At 62.1% G+C, this 14,978-nt stretch carries 14 protein-coding genes; 10 read left to right on the forward strand and 4 right to left on the reverse strand.

Going from position 1 to position 14,978, the window contains the following annotated elements; translation table 11 throughout:
- Window positions 1–83: 83 nt before the first annotated feature.
- Window positions 84–1,001, forward strand: coding sequence for an SdiA-regulated domain-containing protein (locus QRN46_RS04555; protein WP_285354338.1), 918 nt, complete (start codon window positions 84–86; stop codon window positions 999–1,001).
- Window positions 1,002–1,087: 86 nt separating this feature from the next.
- Here QRN46_RS04555 and rpiA read toward each other — a convergent pair whose 3' ends face one another.
- Window positions 1,088–1,762, reverse strand: coding sequence for a ribose-5-phosphate isomerase RpiA (gene rpiA / locus QRN46_RS04560; RefSeq protein WP_007953476.1), 675 nt, complete (start codon window positions 1,760–1,762; stop codon window positions 1,088–1,090).
- 148 nt (window positions 1,763–1,910) lie between these two features.
- On the opposite strand from rpiA, the gene ilvA reads away from it, so the two are divergent.
- Together ilvA and QRN46_RS04570 are read left to right on the forward strand one after the other, a co-directional pair.
- Window positions 1,911–3,425 (forward strand): threonine ammonia-lyase, biosynthetic, encoded by a 1,515-nt coding sequence (gene ilvA / locus QRN46_RS04565; protein ID WP_011336426.1) that lies wholly within the window; start codon window positions 1,911–1,913, stop codon window positions 3,423–3,425.
- A 41-nt stretch (window positions 3,426–3,466) separates the two neighbouring features.
- The gene (locus QRN46_RS04570) at window positions 3,467–3,880 is read left to right on the forward strand and encodes a DUF2269 family protein (protein ID WP_011336425.1); all 414 of its coding nucleotides are present in this window, start codon (window positions 3,467–3,469) and stop codon (window positions 3,878–3,880) included.
- A gap of 105 nt (window positions 3,881–3,985) precedes the next feature.
- Here QRN46_RS04570 and QRN46_RS04575 read toward each other — a convergent pair whose 3' ends face one another.
- Window positions 3,986–4,642, reverse strand: coding sequence for a histidinol-phosphatase (locus tag QRN46_RS04575; RefSeq protein WP_285354339.1), 657 nt, complete (start codon window positions 4,640–4,642; stop codon window positions 3,986–3,988).
- A 143-nt stretch (window positions 4,643–4,785) separates the two neighbouring features.
- Between QRN46_RS04575 and QRN46_RS04580 the strand changes: the two genes are divergently transcribed.
- A complete protein-coding gene (locus tag QRN46_RS04580; RefSeq protein WP_003229203.1) occupies window positions 4,786–5,265 on the forward strand; it encodes an RNA pyrophosphohydrolase in 480 nt (159 codons plus the stop codon).
- A gap of 22 nt (window positions 5,266–5,287) precedes the next feature.
- Window positions 5,288–7,567 carry a phosphoenolpyruvate--protein phosphotransferase gene (ptsP, locus tag QRN46_RS04585; protein WP_011336423.1) on the forward strand — a complete coding sequence of 760 codons (2,280 nt, stop codon included), beginning with the start codon at window positions 5,288–5,290 and terminating at the stop codon, window positions 7,565–7,567.
- Window positions 7,568–7,600: 33 nt separating this feature from the next.
- On the opposite strand, the gene QRN46_RS04590 is transcribed toward ptsP, so the two are convergent.
- Complete coding sequence (locus QRN46_RS04590; RefSeq protein ID WP_221615945.1) at window positions 7,601–8,347, reverse strand: NRDE family protein; 747 nt, start codon at window positions 8,345–8,347, stop codon at window positions 7,601–7,603.
- 131 nt (window positions 8,348–8,478) lie between these two features.
- On the opposite strand from QRN46_RS04590, the gene QRN46_RS04595 reads away from it, so the two are divergent.
- The 3 genes from QRN46_RS04595 (at window position 8,479) to QRN46_RS04605 (ending at window position 11,195) form a co-directional block, all read left to right on the forward strand.
- Window positions 8,479–9,261 carry a sulfite exporter TauE/SafE family protein gene (locus tag QRN46_RS04595; RefSeq protein WP_011336421.1) on the forward strand — a complete coding sequence of 261 codons (783 nt, stop codon included), beginning with the start codon at window positions 8,479–8,481 and terminating at the stop codon, window positions 9,259–9,261.
- Window positions 9,262–9,357: 96 nt separating this feature from the next.
- The gene (lgt, locus tag QRN46_RS04600) at window positions 9,358–10,173 is read left to right on the forward strand and encodes a prolipoprotein diacylglyceryl transferase (RefSeq protein WP_039767887.1); all 816 of its coding nucleotides are present in this window, start codon (window positions 9,358–9,360) and stop codon (window positions 10,171–10,173) included.
- 50 nt (window positions 10,174–10,223) lie between these two features.
- Window positions 10,224–11,195 carry a thymidylate synthase gene (locus tag QRN46_RS04605; RefSeq protein ID WP_221615947.1) on the forward strand — a complete coding sequence of 324 codons (972 nt, stop codon included), beginning with the start codon at window positions 10,224–10,226 and terminating at the stop codon, window positions 11,193–11,195.
- 57 nt (window positions 11,196–11,252) lie between these two features.
- Here the strand turns inward: QRN46_RS04605 and cadR are convergent, their stop codons facing one another.
- The gene (gene cadR, locus QRN46_RS04610; RefSeq protein ID WP_221615948.1) at window positions 11,253–11,702 is read right to left on the reverse strand and encodes a Cd(II)/Pb(II)-responsive transcriptional regulator; all 450 of its coding nucleotides are present in this window, start codon (window positions 11,700–11,702) and stop codon (window positions 11,253–11,255) included.
- A gap of 84 nt (window positions 11,703–11,786) precedes the next feature.
- On the opposite strand from cadR, the gene QRN46_RS04615 reads away from it, so the two are divergent.
- Together QRN46_RS04615 and QRN46_RS04620 are read left to right on the forward strand one after the other, a co-directional pair.
- A complete protein-coding gene (locus QRN46_RS04615; RefSeq protein ID WP_285354340.1) occupies window positions 11,787–14,096 on the forward strand; it encodes a heavy metal translocating P-type ATPase in 2,310 nt (769 codons plus the stop codon).
- A 17-nt stretch (window positions 14,097–14,113) separates the two neighbouring features.
- Complete coding sequence (locus QRN46_RS04620; RefSeq protein ID WP_011336417.1) at window positions 14,114–14,977, forward strand: LysR family transcriptional regulator; 864 nt, start codon at window positions 14,114–14,116, stop codon at window positions 14,975–14,977.
- The last annotated feature ends 1 nt before the right edge of the window (window position 14,978 follow it).

A 14,978-nucleotide genomic window follows, 5' to 3' on the forward strand; every position in this document is an offset into this window, starting at 1 on the left:
GGCTTGAGGCAAGTGGCCATTAAGCTTCAGTTCAGACAGGCGTGATATTTCATCCGCCTGTTTTGATACCGAGCCTGCCCCGAATGCGTCGACTTGCCCGTCCCAAGCCCCTGTTCATCATCCTGTCGGTGATTGCCCTGATCGCGCTGATTGCGATCGGCCAATACATGCGTCTGTTCGAGCGTGCCTGGTTCAACCTGCATGCGCTCTGGCAACCGATGAGCAGTGAGGCCATCGGGCTGGATCAATATCGGGTAGAGATCGAAGCGAAGGTCATCGACGGGCTGAACGACGACGTCTCCGCGCTGACCTACGATCCGGTGCGCAAGAGCCTGTTCACCGTAACCAACAAGAATGCCGAACTGATCGAGCTGTCACTGGACGGCACGATCCTGCGCCGTGTCGCCTTGATCGGCTTTGGCGATCCGGAGGCGGTGGAGTTCATCAGTGCCGACACCTACGTGATCACCGACGAGCGCCAGCAGCGGCTGATCAAGATTCGCCTGGAGCACGACACCACGTTCCTTGATGCAGCGGATGCCGAGCAAATGACCCTCGGTGTGCACATGAGCGGCAACAAGGGCTTTGAAGGCCTGGCTTACGACTCGGTGGGCAAACGCCTGTTCGTGGCCAAGGAGCGGGATCCGATGCTGATTTATGAAGTGCACGGTTTCCCGCACTTCAATCCGGAAAAGTCCTACGCAGTACACGTGATCAACAATCCCAAGCGCGATGCCGGGATGTTCGTGCGCGATCTGTCGAGCCTGCAATACGACGAGCGCAGCGGCCATTTGCTGGCGCTGTCCGATGAGTCAAGGCTGATTCTGGAGCTGGATGTGGACGGGCGCCCGTTGAGCACCATGTCGTTGAACGGTGGCCGGCAGGGCCTGAAGAAAACCGTGCCGCAGGCGGAAGGTATCGCGATGGATGATGACGGGACGTTGTATCTGGTGAGCGAGCCGAATCTGTTTTATGTCTTCAGAAAGCCTGCGCAGAACTGACTGATACCCCAAAAAACCAAATGTGGGAGCGAGCAAGCTCGCTCCCACAGGTTTTTCATCCGCCCATAAAAATGTGGGCAGCCTGGTTATTCAGCTTTGAGGGTCTTCACACCTTCGCTGGTGCCCAGCAACAACAGATCCGCCGGACGCGCCGCAAACAGACCGTTGGTGACCACGCCGACGATCGCGTTGATCTGCGCTTCCAGTTCCACCGGGTTGGTGATCTGCAGGTTGTGCACGTCGAGGATGATGTTGCCGTTGTCGGTCAGCACGCCTTCGCGGTAGACCGGGTCACCGCCCAGCTTCACCAGTTGGCGGGCCACATGGCTGCGGGCCATCGGGATCACTTCCACCGGCAGCGGGAACGCGCCCAGCACTGGCACCAGTTTGCTGGCGTCGGCGATGCAGATGAAGGTCTGGGCCACGGCGGCGACGATCTTCTCGCGGGTCAGGGCTGCGCCGCCGCCCTTGATCAGGTTCAGGTGCTCGTCGCTTTCATCGGCACCGTCGACGTAGAACTCCAGGTTGCTCACGGTGTTCAGCTCATACACCGGAATCCCATGGCCCTTGAGGCGCGCAGCGGTGGCTTCGGAGCTCGCGACCGCGCCATCGAAAGCGCCCTTGTGCTGGGCGAGGGCATCGATGAAGCAGTTGGCGGTGGAGCCGGTGCCGACGCCGACGATGCTCTTGTCGTCGAGTTTCGGAAGGATGAAGTCGACGGCGGCCTGGGCCACGGCCTGTTTGAGTTGATCCTGGGTCATGCGGGCTCCGGAAGCGGGCAAGGTAAGAACGGAAAGGCCGGCATTATAGCCTCAGGCCGGGCTAAAACCTCGGGATTCGTGTGGTCGTCCGGCCGAAACCCGGGTTAGACTCGTTGGCCCTGCCCAACCCGCTCAGTGATGCTTTCCGATGCTCGAACAGTACGTCAAGAAGATCCTCACCTCGCGCGTTTATGACGTTGCCGTAGAAACCCCGCTGCAGAACGCCCGCCAGCTCTCCGAGCGGCTGGGCAACGACATCTGGCTCAAGCGCGAAGACTTGCAGCCGGTGTTCTCGTTCAAGATTCGCGGCGCCTACAACAAGCTGACCCAGTTGAGCGACGAAGAGCGCGCGCGCGGTGTGGTCACCGCGTCGGCGGGCAACCACGCGCAGGGCCTGGCCCTGGCGGCGAAAGTGCTGGGCGTGAAAGCGACCATCGTGATGCCCAAGACCACCCCGGAGATCAAGGTCGAAGGCGTGCGCTCCCGTGGCGGCAAGGTCGTGCTGCACGGCGATTCCTTCCCGGAAGCGCTGGCCTACTCGCTGAAACTGGTCGATGAAAAAGGCTACGTCTACATCCACCCGTACGACGATCCGCACACGATTGCCGGGCAGGGCACCGTGGCGATGGAAATCCTGCGCCAGCACCCGCAGCCGCTGGATGCGATTTTCGTACCGGTGGGCGGCGGCGGTCTGATCGCCGGCATCGCGGCGTACGTGAAATACCTGCGCCCGGACATCAAAGTCATCGGCGTCGAGCCCGACGACTCCAACTGCCTGCAAGCGGCGATGGCGGCAGGCGAACGCGTGGTGCTGCCGACCGTAGGCATCTTCGCCGATGGCGTGGCGGTGGCGCAGATCGGCCAGCACACCTTCGACATCTGCAAGGACTACGTCGACGAGGTGATCACCGTCAGCACCGACGAAATCTGTGCGGCGATCAAGGACATCTACGACGACACCCGTTCGATCACCGAACCGGCCGGCGCCCTGGGCGTGGCCGGGATCAAGAAATATGTCGAGCAGCGCGGTGTCAGCGGCCAGACCTTCGTGGCCATCGACTCCGGGGCCAACGTCAACTTCGACCGTTTGCGCCACGTTGCCGAGCGCGCCGAACTGGGTGAAGGCCGCGAAGCGATCATCGCCGTGACCATCCCGGAGAAGGCCGGCAGCTTCAAGGCCTTCTGCGAGGCCATCGGCAAGCGCCAGATCACCGAATTCAACTACCGCTACAACAATGGCAGCGAAGCGCACATCTTCGTCGGCGTGCAGACCCACCCGGACAACGACCCGCGCAGCGCACTGCTGGCGAGCCTGACCGAGCAGGGTTTCCCGGTGCTCGACCTGACCGACAACGAACTGGCCAAACTGCACATTCGCCACATGGTCGGCGGTCGCGCCGCGCACGTGGTCGATGAAGTGGTGCTGCGATTCGAGTTCCCGGAGCGTCCGGGCGCGCTGTTCAACTTCCTCAACAAGCTCGGCGGGCGCTGGAACATCTCGATGTTCCACTACCGCAACCACGGTGCAGCGGACGGTCGTGTGGTGGCGGGTCTGCAAGTGCCCCACGACGAGCGTCATCTGGTGCCCGCAGCCCTTGAGGAAATCGGCTACCCATACTGGGACGAAAGCGACAACCCGGCCTATCAGCTGTTTCTTGGCTGAACGGCTACGCTGATGGGTATGGCCCAAGGAAAGAGAAATTCATGGAAACCCTGACCACCCTGAAAGTCCTTCACGTCGCGGCGACCGTGGTGATACTGGCGAGCGGGCTGGGGCTCGCCGCTGTTTCCTGGCGTAATCGCAGCGAGGGGCCGGCCAGCACGATGCAGCGACCCTGGTTGTTCGTCTGGTGTCTGATGCTGATCGGCGTGCTCAGCATGCCTTTCACCGGCTGGTGGTTGGTGCACCTGATTGGCTGGCCGTTGGGACAGTTCTGGATTCTGGGGTCCAGCGTGATCTATGCCGTGGCCACATTCAGCGCGGTCTGGCTGCTTGTTCGGCTTAATCGGCTATGGACCAGCGGGGTCGGCAACCGGAAATTCAATCTGGCGCTGGCAATTGTCAGCGGCGTCGGATTTCTGGCCATTGCGGCGTTGATGGGGGCGAAGCCGGTTTAAGGCTTGGGACCGCGTCGACCCCGTTCGCTAGCAGGCTCGCTCCCACATTGATCTGAGGCGTTCACAAATTCTTTGTGGGAGCTGGCCTTGCCAGCGATGGCGATATCAGCCGCGCAGACTGATGACGGGCCAACCGCGCTTCTCGGCCTCGGCCCGCAGGTTCGGATCCGGGTCGACTGCCACCGGATTCGCCACCTGCTCCAGCAGTGGCAGGTCATTCATCGAGTCGCTGTAGAAGTAGCTGCCTTCCAGCGAATACCCGGTTTCCTCCAGCCAGCGGTTCAGGCGCGTCACCTTGCCTTCGCGAAAGCACGGCACGTCGGTGCTGCGTCCGGTGTAGCGGCCGTCCTGCATTTCGCACTCGGTGGCGATCAGGGTTTCGACGCCCAGGCGCACCGCAATCGGCGCGGTGACGAAGCGGTTGGTGGCGGTGATGATCACCAGTTTGTCGCCGGCGTCGCGGTGCTTTTTCAGCAGATCGAGCGCCTTGGGCAGAACGATCGGCTCGATGCAGTCGCGCATGTAATCGTTGTGCCATTGCTCAAGCACGGCCATTTCGGTGCGGCCGAGGATTTCCAGGCAGAAGTTCAGGTAGGCCGCGTTATCCAGTTTGCCGGCCAGGTAATCCTGATAGAACTCGTCGTTGCGTGCCTTGTAGGCGATCGGGTCGAGGAAGCCGCGTTCGCACAGATAATCGCCCCAAGCGTGATCGCTGTCGCCGCCCAGAAGGGTGTTGTCCAAATCGAATAAAGCCAGGCGCATTGCAGTTACCCGCTGAAAAGTCAGTAAAAAGGCCACAAGAATACGGTCTTTTCACAAGAGTGCACATAAGCTCGGAACCTTCGTTGCCGCCTTCACAACCTTTGTGGAACAATGCGGCGACATGCGTTTGCGAGGTTGTTGCCGTGATCGACCCCGATGGTTTCCGCCCTAATGTCGGGATCATTCTGACGAATGACGCCGGCCAGGTGCTATGGGCTCGCCGTATCAATCAGGATGCCTGGCAGTTTCCACAGGGGGGAATCAATCCCGAGGAGACGCCGGAAGACGCCTTGTACCGCGAGCTGAACGAAGAAGTTGGCCTGGAACGCGAAGATGTTGAAATTCTCGCCTGTACCCGGGGCTGGTTGCGCTATCGTTTGCCGCAACGTCTGGTGCGAACCCACAGCCAACCGCTGTGCATCGGCCAGAAACAGAAGTGGTTTCTCCTGCGCCTGATCTCCAACGAGCAGCGGGTGCGGATGGATTTGACCGGTAAACCGGAGTTCGATGGCTGGCGCTGGGTCAGTTATTGGTATCCGTTGGGCCAGGTGGTGACATTCAAGCGCGAAGTGTATCGCCGCGCTCTCAAAGAGCTTGCCCCGCGCCTTTTAGCGCGCGACTGACGACGGAGTTCGACCCCGAGCCATGCTCAATACGCTGCGCAAGATCGTCCAGGAAGTTAACTCCGCCAAGGATCTCAAGGCGGCGTTGGGGATTATTGTGTTGCGCGTCAAAGAGGCCATGGGCAGCCAGGTCTGCTCGGTCTACCTGCTTGATCCTGAGACCAACCGCTTCGTGCTGATGGCCACCGAGGGCTTGAACAAGCGCTCGATCGGCAAGGTCAGCATGGCACCCAACGAAGGTCTGGTCGGCCTGGTCGGCACGCGTGAAGAACCCCTGAACCTCGAAAACGCCGCGGATCACCCGCGCTACCGTTACTTCGCCGAAACCGGCGAGGAGCGCTACGCCTCGTTCCTCGGGGCGCCGATCATTCACCACCGCCGCGTCGTCGGCGTGTTGGTCATCCAGCAGAAAGAACGCCGCCAGTTCGATGAGGGTGAAGAAGCCTTCCTCGTGACCATGAGCGCGCAGCTCGCGGGCGTAATCGCTCACGCCGAGGCCACAGGTTCCATCCGTGGTCTTGGCCGTCAGGGCAAGGGCATCCAGGAAGCCAAGTTCGTCGGCGTGCCGGGTTCACCGGGTGCGGCGGTCGGTACCGCGGTGGTCATGTTGCCACCGGCGGATCTGGACGTGGTGCCGGACAAGACCATCACCGACATTGACGCGGAACTGGCGCTGTTCAAGACCGCCATTGAAGGCGTGCGCGCCGACATGCGTGCGTTGTCGGCCAAACTCGCGACCCAGCTGCGTCCGGAAGAGCGCGCCCTGTTCGATGTCTATCTGATGATGCTTGACGATGCCTCGCTGGGCAGCGAAATCACCAACGTGATCAAGACCGGGCAGTGGGCCCAGGGCGCGTTGCGTCAGGTCGTGACCGATCACGTCAACCGTTTCGATTTGATGGACGACGAGTACCTGCGTGAGCGGGCATCGGACGTCAAGGACCTGGGCCGACGCCTGCTCGCCTATCTGCAGGAAGAGCGGCAGCAGAACCTGGTCTACCCGGAAAAGACCATTCTGGTCAGCGAAGAACTGACGCCGGCGATGCTCGGCGAGGTGCCGGAAGGCACGCTGGTCGGTCTGGTATCGGTGCTTGGTTCGGGGAACTCGCACGTCGCGATTCTCGCCCGGGCCATGGGCATTCCGACGGTCATGGGTCTGGTCGACCTGCCGTACGCCAAGGTCGACGGCATCGAAATGATCGTCGATGGCACACGAGGCGAGGTCTACACCAACCCCAGCGAAGTGCTGCGCAAGCAGTTCACCGAGGTGGTGGAGGAAGAGAAGCAACTGGCGCTGGGGCTCGATACCCTGCGCGACCTGCCGTGCGTGACCCTCGATGGTCATCGCATGCCGCTATGGGTCAACACCGGCCTGCTGGCCGATGTGGCGCGGGCGCAGAAGCGCGGCGCCGAAGGCGTTGGTCTGTACCGCACCGAAGTGCCATTCATGATCAACCAGCGCTTCCCGAGCGAGAAGGAACAACTGGCGATCTACCGCGAGCAGCTCGCCGCGTTCCACCCGCAACCGGTGACCATGCGCAGCCTGGACATCGGCGGCGACAAGTCGCTGTCGTACTTCCCGATCAAGGAAGACAACCCGTTCCTCGGCTGGCGCGGGATTCGCGTGACCCTCGACCACCCGGAAATCTTCCTGGTGCAGACCCGCGCGATGCTCAAGGCCAGCGAAGGCCTGAACAACCTGCGGATCCTGCTGCCGATGATCTCCGGCATCCACGAGCTCGAAGAGGCGCTGCACCTGATCCATAGGGCGTGGGGTGAAGTGCGCGACGAAGGCACCGACGTGCCGATGCCGCCGGTGGGCGTGATGATCGAAATTCCGGCGGCGGTTTACCAGACCAAAGAGCTGGCGCGGATGGTGGACTTCCTGTCGGTCGGCTCCAACGACCTGACCCAGTACCTGCTGGCGGTGGACCGCAACAACCCACGGGTGGCCGATCTCTACGACTACCTGCACCCGGCGGTGCTGCAAGCCCTGCAAACCGTGGTACGCGACGCCCATGCCGAAGGCAAGCCGGTGAGCATCTGCGGCGAGATGGCTGGTGACCCGGCGGCAGCGGTGCTGTTGATGGCGATGGGTTTCGACAGCCTGTCGATGAACGCCACCAACCTGCCGAAGGTGAAATGGATGCTGCGCCAGATCCACCTGAGCAAGGCCAAGGATCTGCTGGCGGAACTGATGACCATCGACAACCCGCAGGTCATCCACAGCTCGCTGCAACTGGCGCTGAAGAACCTCGGTCTGGCGAAGATGGTCAATCCGGCGGCGGTCAAACCGCTCTAGAAAGACAAGATCGCAGCCTTCGGGCTGCGATCTTCATAGGTCGATCTCCACTTCCCCCAGATGCCCGCCATACGGCCCGAAACTGCGCTCGATCATCCGCCGCGTCCCGTCCGCCTGCACAATCAGCGCCGTACTCGCCCGAGTCCCATAGCTCTGGCTGGCAATAAACACACTCGACAACAGCGACTCGGTCGCCAATCCCACACCGGTATCCGGTAGATCAGCAAACGGTGCCGTTTGCGCATCACTCAATAAAGCCAACAACCGCTCGGGCTGCGGATCATCCAGCACCGCACTCAATGCCGCCTTGGCCTTGAGCAGTTTCGGCCACGGCGTATCCAGCCCGGCGTTGGACAGACCATAGACGCCGGGCTGCAACATCACCGGTTCCGAAGACCGCGCATTGAAGTGCCACAGCTCGTTGGCATTGCCCAGCAGCAGGTTGAAGCCGGCATAGTCCGGCGAACGGGCGACAACGTCGGACAAATAGTCATCGATCGACAGGTTTCCGGTCAGAAATCCCGCCACCAGCTCGCCCCGAGAACGTCGAGCCGGAGGCTGATGCGGATCGCGAATGTTGGTCAGCGCCGCAAAGCGACCGTTGGCACCCAGTCCGAGCCAGGTTCCCCCGGCCTCAAGGTCCCGTCCGGCATGAACCTGCGGCGACTCGGGCCATTGCGCCAGCGGCAGGCTGGGCCGGGCGTAGAATTCGTCACGGTTGGCCGCGACGATCAGCGGCTGGGCATGCCCCGGCCGCCAGGCGAAAACAATCAGGCACATAAGGTGGTCCTTGTGTGTTTTTTGCCCACTCTACGCAGACATCGTCCGTGCATCCATCGCCAGTGGAGCCGAAGGGTATCCATCCGTTACCATGCCGCTCCGGTTTTGGGGACGCGCCTTGGGAGGCAGTCATGGAATTTCTGCTCTATCTGGCGCTGGGCGCCTGTGCGGGCGTACTGGCCGGGCTGTTCGGGGTGGGCGGCGGGATCATCATCGTCCCGGTGCTGGTGTTCAGTTTCACCTTGCAGGGCTTCGATCCGTCGATCCTGACCCATCTGGCGGTCGGCACGTCCCTGGCGACGATCATCTTCACGTCGGTCAACGCGGTGCGCGAGCATCACCGACGCGGCGCGGTGCGCTGGCCAATCTTCCGCTGGATGACCGTGGGCATTCTGCTCGGCGCCGGTTTCGGTGCATTGACCGCCGAAGCGATCTCCGGCCCGAACCTGCAAAAGATCATCGGTGTGTTCGCCCTGGTGATCGCGGCGCAGCTGGCGCTGGACGTCAAACCCAAGGCCAGCCGAACGGTGCCGGGTAAACTCGGTCTGACCGTGGCCGGCAGTGTGATCGGCTGGGCGTCGGCGATTTTCGGGATTGGCGGCGGCTCGCTGACCGTGCCGTTCCTGACATGGCGCAGCGTGCCGATGCAGCAGGCGGTGGCGACCTCGTCGGCCTGTGGCCTGCCGATTGCCGTCGCCAGTGCCATAAGTTTCATGATTCTGGGCTGGCATGATCCGTTGCTGCCGGCCCATAGTCTCGGTTTTGTGTATTTGCCGGCGCTTTTGGGCATTGCCCTGACCAGCATGGTGTTCGCCCGTCTCGGCGCGCGGCTGGCGCACAGGTTGTCGCCGAAGTTGCTGAAACGGCTGTTCGCGGCTTTGCTGTTTTGCGTGGGCCTGAGCTTTCTGTTCTGAGCCGTCTGTTTTGGCAGGTCGCAATCCTGGCTTAATCCTGAGGTGACAGCGTCGCCTGGGAATTTTTGAAGATTTGAATGCTAACGAGGAGTCGCAATGCTGCCTTACCCGCAGATCGATCCGGTGGCTTTGGCCATCGGTCCGCTGAAAATCCACTGGTACGGCCTGATGTACCTGGTCGGCATCGGCGGCGCGTGGCTGCTGGCATCGCGCCGGCTCAACCGTTTCGACCCGACCTGGACCAAGGAAAAACTGTCCGACCTGGTGTTCTGGCTGTCGATGGGGGTGATTGTCGGCGGGCGTCTGGGTTATGTGCTGTTCTATGACCTGAGCGCTTACCTGGCCAACCCGACGCTGATTTTCGAAGTGTGGAAGGGCGGTATGTCGTTCCACGGCGGTTTCATCGGCGTGATGCTGGCCGCGCTGTGGTTCGGCAAGCGTAACGGCAAGTCGTTCTTCCAGCTGATGGACTTCGTCGCGCCGATGGTGCCGATCGGTCTGGGCGCCGGACGCATCGGCAACTTCATCAACGCCGAGCTGTGGGGCAAGGCCACCGACGTGCCGTGGGCCATGGTATTCCCGCCGTTCAGCGACCCGGCGCAACTGCCGCGTCACCCGTCGCAGCTGTATCAGTTCGCACTGGAAGGCGTGGCGCTGTTCCTGATCCTCTGGCTGTTCTCGCGCAAGCCGCGGCCGACCATGGCGGTCTCGGGCATGTTCGCGCTGTTCTATGGCATCTTCCGTTTCATCGTCGAATTCGTCCGCGTGCCGGACGCGCAACTGGGCTATCTGGCCTGGAACTGGCTGACCATGGGTCAGGTACTCTGCGTACCGATGATCATCGGCGGGCTGTTCCTGATCTGGCTGGCCTACCACCGCGCCCCGGCGGCGCCGGTTGCACCGACAGCTTAAATATTCGAACCCCGGCGATGTCTGCCGGGGCTCAAGGACACAGGTAACTCATGAAGCAATATCTCGATCTGGTGTCGCACGTCATCAACAACGGCACCAAACAGGCCAACCGTACCGGCGTGAACACCATCAGCTTTCCGGGCGCCATGCTGCGCTTCGATCTGCAGGAAGGTTTCCCGGCGATCACCACCCGCAAGATGGCCTTCAAATCGGCCATCGGCGAGATGTGCGGCTTTCTGCGTGGCGTGAACAACGCCGCCGAATTCCGTGCGCTGGGCTGCAAGGTCTGGGATCAGAACGCCAACGAAAACGCCCAGTGGCTGGCCAACCCGTTCCGCCAGGGCGAAGACGACCTCGGCGAGATCTACGGCGTGCAATGGCGCAAATGGCCGGCGTACAAGCAGATCCCGCTGAGCAACACTGCGGCCATCGAACAAACCTTGAGCAACGGCTACAAGCAGATTGCCCAGGGCGAAGAAGACGGCCAGGCCTATGTGGTGCTGTACAAGGCCATCGATCAGGTGCGCCAGTGCGTCGACACGATCATCAAGGACCCGGGCAGCCGGCGCATCCTGTTCCATGGCTGGAACTGCGCCCAGCTCGATGAAATGGCCCTGCCGCCGTGCCATCTGCTGTACCAGTTCCACCCGAATGTCGAGACCAAGGAAATCTCCCTGACCCTCTACATCCGCTCCAACGACCTGGGCCTGGGCACGCCGTTCAACCTCACCGAAGGCGCCGCGCTGCTGAGCCTGATCGGTCGCCTGACCGGCTACATGCCGCGCTGGTTCACCTATTTCATCGGTGACGCCCACGTCTACGAAAACCACCTGGACATGCTCAACGAACAGCTCAAGCGCGAGCCGTTCGCCATGCCGAAACTGAAGATTTCGGATCGCGTGCCGGAGTTTGCCAAGACCGGTGTTTATCAGCCGGAGTGGCTGGAGCTGGTGGAGCCGAGCGACTTCTCGCTGGAAGGCTACGAGCACCATGCGCCGATGACCGCGCCGATGGCGGTCTGAAGCAGGAGTGACAGAACACTGAGGGAGCCAAATGGCTCCCTCCGTTGTTTCTGGCGCTTAATGACCGTGGCTTCTGCCCACATGCGAATGCTCAACCTCCGCCGCCACAACCCCGCCACTGACTTCCAGCCGCTGCAGGATCCCGCACTGATCCGCCTCCGGCCCTTCGCCACAGCGCTGGCGCAAGTCGAGCAGTTGCGTCTGCAATGCCTGTAACCCATCGATTCGCGCCTTTACGTGCTGGATGTGCTCGTCGATCAGCGCATTCACGCTTTCGCATTGATCCTGCGGGCTGTCGCGCAAGGCGAGCAGGCTGCGGATTTCTTCGAGGGTCATGTCGAGGGTGCGGCAGTTGCGGATGAAGGTCAGGCGCTCGGCGTGGGCTTGGGTATAGACGCGGTAGTTGCCGTCGCTGCGGGCCGGTTCCGGCAGCAGGTTTTCGCGCTCGTAGTAGCGAATGGTTTCCACGGCGCAATCGGTCTGTTTCGCCAGTTCTCCGATCTTCATGACGGCAATCTCCAAAAGGGTGCTTGACCCTATAGTGGCTACAGGGTCTTTACTTGGCAACAGGCACCTTCATGGACGCGACCAATGAGCGATTCCCTGCACACCCACAAGCCCGGCGACGGGCACGACCACAGTCACAGACTGCAGCCTGTGCATAAACATGCCCACGCCGGCGATTCCTGTTGCGGGTCGAAAACCGTTACGCCTGCGCCGGTTCATTCGAGTGAAGACTCGTGCTGTTCGTCGAAAGTCGCCGCACCTTCGCTTGTTCAACTGAGTGAGGCAAAAAGCGCCGACGCCCGGTTGAGCAGCTTCCGCATCGAAGCGATGGACTGCCCGACCGAACAGACGCTGATCCAGAACAAGCTCGGCAAACTGGCCGGGATCCAGCAGCTGGAATTCAACCTGATCAATCGCGTGCTCGGCGTGACCCACAATCTGCCGGACACCGCGCCAATCATCGACGCGATCAAATCCCTCGGCATGCAGGCCGAGCCGCTGGAGGCGGGCGTTGAAGCGCCGGTTGCAGCGCCGGTGAAAAAACATTGGTGGCCACTGGCGCTGTCCGGCGTCGGTGCGCTCGCTGCCGAAGTGATCCACTTCACCAGCGCCGCGCCGACCTGGGTGGTGGCAATCATCGCGCTGATTTCCATCCTCAGCGGCGGCCTCACCACCTACAAGAAGGGCTGGATCGCCCTGAAGAACCGTAACCTCAACATCAACGCCCTGATGAGCATCGCCGTGACCGGCGCCGTGTTGATCGGCCAGTGGCCGGAAGCGGCGATGGTGATGTTCCTGTTCACCGTGGCCGAGCTGATCGAAGCGCGCTCGCTGGACCGCGCACGCAACGCCATCAGCGGCCTGATGCAGATGACGCCGGAGCAGGCCACTGTGTTGCAGGCGGACGGCAACTGGGTCGAACTGGATGTGAAAAGCATCGATCTCGGCGCCCGTGTGCGGGTAAAACCAGGCGAGCGTATTGCGCTGGACGGTGAAGTCGTCAGCGGCAGCTCGACCATCGATCAGGCGCCGATCACCGGTGAAAGCCTGCCGGTGGAAAAAACCGTCGGCGACAAAGTGTTCGCCGGCACCATCAACCAGGCCGGTTCTCTGGAATATTCGGTGACCGCAGCGGCGAACAATTCCACCCTGGCGCGAATCATCCACGCCGTGGAGCAGGCGCAAGGCGCGCGGGCGCCGACCCAGCGTTTCGTCGATCAGTTCTCGAAAATCTACACCCCGGTGGTCTTCGTCCTGGCCCTGGCCGTGGCGATCATCCCGCCGCTGTTCATGGCCGCCGCGTGGTTCGACTGGATTTATCGCGCGCTGGTGCTGCTGGTGGTCGCTTGCCCGTGTGCGCTGGTGATTTCCACCCCGGTGACCATCGTCAGCGGCCTTGCGGCAGCAGCGCGCAAAGGCATTCTGGTCAAGGGCGGCGTGTACCTGGAGGGCGGTTTCAAACTCGACTATCTGGCCCTCGACAAGACCGGCACCATCACCCACGGCAAACCGGTACAGACCGATTACCTGTCCCTCGACCCGACCGCCGACGCCACGGCCCCGGCCATTGCCGCCGCGCTGGCCGGTCGCTCCGATCACCCCGTATCGCTGGCCATCGCCAACGCGGCTGTGGATAAAGGTTTCGCGGCTCTGCTTGTGGATAACTTCGAAGCGCTGGCTGGCCGTGGGGTAAAAGGCGAGGTCAACGGTCAGGTCTACCACTTGGGCAACCACCGACTGGTGGAAGAACTGGGCCTGTGTTCGCCGCAACTGGAAGAAAAGCTGTTCGCACTGGAGAAACAAGGCAAGTCCGTGGTGTTGCTGCTCGACAGCTCCGGCCCGCTGGCGCTGTTCGCCGTGGCCGACACGGTCAAGGAAACCAGCCGCGAAGCGATCCGCCAACTGCACGATCTGGGCGTGAAAACCCTGATGCTGACCGGCGACAACGTCCACACCGCGCAAGCGATTGCGGCGCAGGTCGGGATCGATCAGGCCAAGGGCGACTTGCTGCCGACCGACAAACTGCAAGCCATCGAAGACCTTTACGCCAAAGGGCGCCGGGTCGGCATGGTCGGCGACGGCATCAACGACGCACCGGCACTGGCTCGGGCCGAGATCGGTTTTGCGATGGCGGCGGCCGGCACCGATACGGCGATCGAAACCGCCGATGTCGCCCTGATGGACGACGATCTGCGCAAGATACCGGCCTTCATCAGCCTGTCGCGTCATACCGCCGCTATCCTGAAACAGAACATCGCACTGGCGCTGGTGATCAAAGCGATCTTTCTTGGGGTAACCTTCGCCGGGCTCGCCACCATGTGGATGGCGGTGTTTGCCGACATGGGCGTGAGCCTGCTGGTGGTGTTCAACGGTTTGCGCCTGCTGCGCAAATAGAGGAAGAGGGGGCGGTTGTGCTGAGTGCCGAGCTGAAAGCGTTTTACATGGTGGCCCGCTTGGGCAGCATCACGCTGGCGGCGAAAAAGCTCGGCCTCAGCCAACCGACCGTGACCACCCAGATCCGCAATCTGGAAAGCCAGTATTCGGTAGAGCTGTTCTACCGTGGCGGCCGGCGCCTGAGTGTCAGCGACGAAGGTGCGCGGCTGTTGCCGATGGTCAAGGCGTTGTTGCAGCAGGAGGCCGACATCGAATTCTTCCTGCGCAACAGTGGCCAGGTGCAGGGTGCGCTGCGCATCGCCGCCACCGCGCCGTATTACATCCTCGATCTGGTGAAGACCTTCCGCGAGCGCCTGCCGCAGGTGGAGGTGTCGGTGGAAATCGGCAACTCGCAGCAGGTGCTCGAAGCGCTGGAGGATTATCGGGTGGATGTCGCGGCGTCGTCGCAATTGCTCGACGATGCCCGGCTGATCCGCCGGGTGCTCGGCAGCGACCCGCTGGTGCTGGCGGTGCATCGCAATCATCCGCTGGCGGCGCACGACCATGTGACGCTGAGCGCGCTGGCCGGACATACCTTGCTGATGCGCGAACCGGGTTCGACCACTCGACGGCTCACCGAAGAGTTGCTGGCCAGCGCCGGCGTTAGTTTCGGCCCGTTGCTGGAAATCGGCAGCCGCGAATCGATCCGCGAAGCGGTGCTGCGCAACATCGGCATCAGCATCATCGCCCGCCAGGAAGTGCCGCACGATCCGCAGTTGCGGGTGCTGACCCTGGAGAATGCGCCGCAGATTCCCGAATACCTCTACTGCCTCAAGGAACGCAAGAACGCCCGGTTGCCGGCGGCGTTTCTCGGACTGGCGCAGGAAATGTCCCCGGCCTGAT

Source organism: Pseudomonas sp. lyk4-R2A-10, assembly GCF_030209075.1.
Classification (GTDB): Bacteria; Pseudomonadota; Gammaproteobacteria; order Pseudomonadales; family Pseudomonadaceae; genus Aquipseudomonas; species Aquipseudomonas glycinae.

Excerpts from the sequence above, each read along its gene's own strand:
- QRN46_RS04555 (WP_285354338.1), top strand. The coding sequence starts at position 84 with ATGCGTCGACTTGCCCGTCCCAAGCCCCTGTTCATCATCCTGTCGGTG.
- rpiA (WP_007953476.1), bottom strand. The coding sequence starts at position 1,762 with ATGACCCAGGATCAACTCAAACAGGCCGTGGCCCAGGCCGCCGTCGAC.
- ilvA (WP_011336426.1), top strand. The coding sequence starts at position 1,911 with ATGCTCGAACAGTACGTCAAGAAGATCCTCACCTCGCGCGTTTATGAC.
- QRN46_RS04570 (WP_011336425.1), top strand. The coding sequence starts at position 3,467 with ATGGAAACCCTGACCACCCTGAAAGTCCTTCACGTCGCGGCGACCGTG.
- QRN46_RS04575 (WP_285354339.1), bottom strand. The coding sequence starts at position 4,642 with ATGCGCCTGGCTTTATTCGATTTGGACAACACCCTTCTGGGCGGCGAC.
- ptsP (WP_011336423.1), top strand. The coding sequence starts at position 5,288 with ATGCTCAATACGCTGCGCAAGATCGTCCAGGAAGTTAACTCCGCCAAG.
- QRN46_RS04590 (WP_221615945.1), bottom strand. The coding sequence starts at position 8,347 with ATGTGCCTGATTGTTTTCGCCTGGCGGCCGGGGCATGCCCAGCCGCTG.
- QRN46_RS04595 (WP_011336421.1), top strand. The coding sequence starts at position 8,479 with ATGGAATTTCTGCTCTATCTGGCGCTGGGCGCCTGTGCGGGCGTACTG.
- lgt (WP_039767887.1), top strand. The coding sequence starts at position 9,358 with ATGCTGCCTTACCCGCAGATCGATCCGGTGGCTTTGGCCATCGGTCCG.
- QRN46_RS04605 (WP_221615947.1), top strand. The coding sequence starts at position 10,224 with ATGAAGCAATATCTCGATCTGGTGTCGCACGTCATCAACAACGGCACC.
- cadR (WP_221615948.1), bottom strand. The coding sequence starts at position 11,702 with ATGAAGATCGGAGAACTGGCGAAACAGACCGATTGCGCCGTGGAAACC.
- QRN46_RS04615 (WP_285354340.1), top strand. The coding sequence starts at position 11,787 with ATGAGCGATTCCCTGCACACCCACAAGCCCGGCGACGGGCACGACCAC.